Here is a 1,733-nt window from a genome sequence, read left to right on the forward strand (position 1 = left end):
CTGTATATTTGTCATCTCCACACAAAAAAGCTCGGCGTACGCACCGTGCTATTAAATGATAATAAGAGGTCGAGGACAAATCTATCAATGCTTTCCTTGCTCTTGTCATGCCTTTTCAAAACCCATTTTAACTGGACATTTAAACAGTAGTCAAAAAGGCTAATTTTAGCAATAAATTTGTGTCTGTCCCATCTTAAGTTGTAGACCGTAGGCGCTTTACTTTTAAGCTACATTCTTTCTGTTAACGTCTAATACCGCTGACACACCTTGTTGTTGGAACCTTTCTAGCAATGCCTCGACGCCTTGGCTATCAACTAATACTTTTTCTTCCTGATAAATAGGATAGAGAGAGTAAAACTGCACTTGTTTTCCGTACTGAAGTTGGGCTTGTCCCGCATCACCACCATTTGCTAAAGCCAATATACAAGATAATTGGGTGTTACTAGCAAACGGCTCAGGCGGCTCTTCATTTGAGAAAGTACCACTGGTTCCGAGCCAGATACCCATTTGATGCGGATAATGCGCTAACCTTCTTAACCATTCATATGGCCAGTTATATTCAGGGCGCTCTGCTTCTTGGTTATTAGCGGGCCATTCAAAGGGTAAATACATCATCAGTTCAGCATGCTGATAGGCTTCAGCTCCCACAGGCACGGTCATCGCCTTGGCACTCATGCCTGAAGTAGCCAGGATGGTACAAGGTTCTTCTTCCTTAACCCGGCACACATGAATAGTTACTGGCAAATCAGAAACCGTTTCATGCAGCGCCATTGGCTCGACTTGGCCATAGTAGCGCTCAAGGTGCTGGACGATAGGATCAACTGCGTCTGGTACAGGTAAGACCGAAGTCTTCCCTGTACCAGACAATAATTTCACAATTTCAACATGACTACCGCCAAAGGACTCTGCAAAGCTTTTAGGGGTATAATTAAAGTGACCGAAGGTATAATCTGTCTTTGCACCTTTGGTCAATAGTAACTTAACCAGTTCCAATGAATTTGCATGAATAGCGCCAACTAAAGGAGGCTCGCGTGTTTCTGTACCCTCGATGCAAGCACCATGCTTTAAAAGCCACTCGACTGCTTCAAACTGACCTTCATCAGCTGCACTACAAATAGGAGCAGGACACCCACCCCAATTAACATTAACTGGTATCCCTGCTTCAACTAACAACTCCATCACAGCTAAACTATTATGAGCCGCAGCATGGTTTAGCCACGTTTTTCGAATCAACACAGCTGACAATATATCTGGATGTTCGTTCAAAATTTCAGAAACTTGATTAACATCATTAGCTTTAACAGCTGCAAGCATCTCTTTTTTCATTAATATAATCTTCCACGTAAATAACCGTTCGCAGCATCTTGCAATACCTTTAGAACGTCATCTTTAGTCCCAAATTCATTTGCTTCATGTAGGGCTTCATAAATTCTTTTTTGTTGGCTTGTCGTATGCAACCCTTTCCAGGAAACAATAGGACAGGCACATTTTAAAAAACAAGTGACATAAAGTCATTACCTGCGTTTGTTGGTTAATAAATAGAGTAACACTCAACAAAATAGGCAATTGTAGGTTTCAAACATCCATTTATAAATACATTAATAATAAAGAAAAGATTCAGTTTAAGCACCTAAAAGCTCAAATGTCTCAATCGCTCTAACCTGTGCCTTTGTACCAGTTTACATCGTTTTTCGCTGCATGCACCCTCAGCGTTTTTTGCGTGCCTACGAAGT

Annotated in this window: 1 protein-coding gene and 1 pseudogene; both read right to left on the reverse strand. The window is 41.4% G+C overall.

Going from position 1 to position 1,733, the window contains the following annotated elements:
* A pseudogene (locus L1286_RS23965) lies at window positions 1-109 on the reverse strand (alpha-amylase family glycosyl hydrolase); the annotation flags it as partial.
* A gap of 113 nt (window positions 110-222) precedes the next feature.
* Window positions 223-1,326 carry a suppressor of fused domain protein gene (locus L1286_RS23970; RefSeq protein ID WP_235409541.1) on the reverse strand — a complete coding sequence of 368 codons (1,104 nt, stop codon included), beginning with the start codon at window positions 1,324-1,326 and terminating at the stop codon, window positions 223-225.
* Between the last annotated feature and the right edge of the window lie 407 nt (window positions 1,327-1,733).

It is taken from the genome of Pseudoalteromonas sp. SMS1 (assembly GCF_021530565.1).
Lineage (GTDB): Bacteria > Pseudomonadota > Gammaproteobacteria > Enterobacterales > Alteromonadaceae > Pseudoalteromonas.

Coding starts and splice junctions, on each gene's coding strand:
- L1286_RS23970 (WP_235409541.1), bottom strand. CDS start 1,326: ATGAAAAAAGAGATGCTTGCAGCTGTTAAAGCTAATGATGTTAATCAA.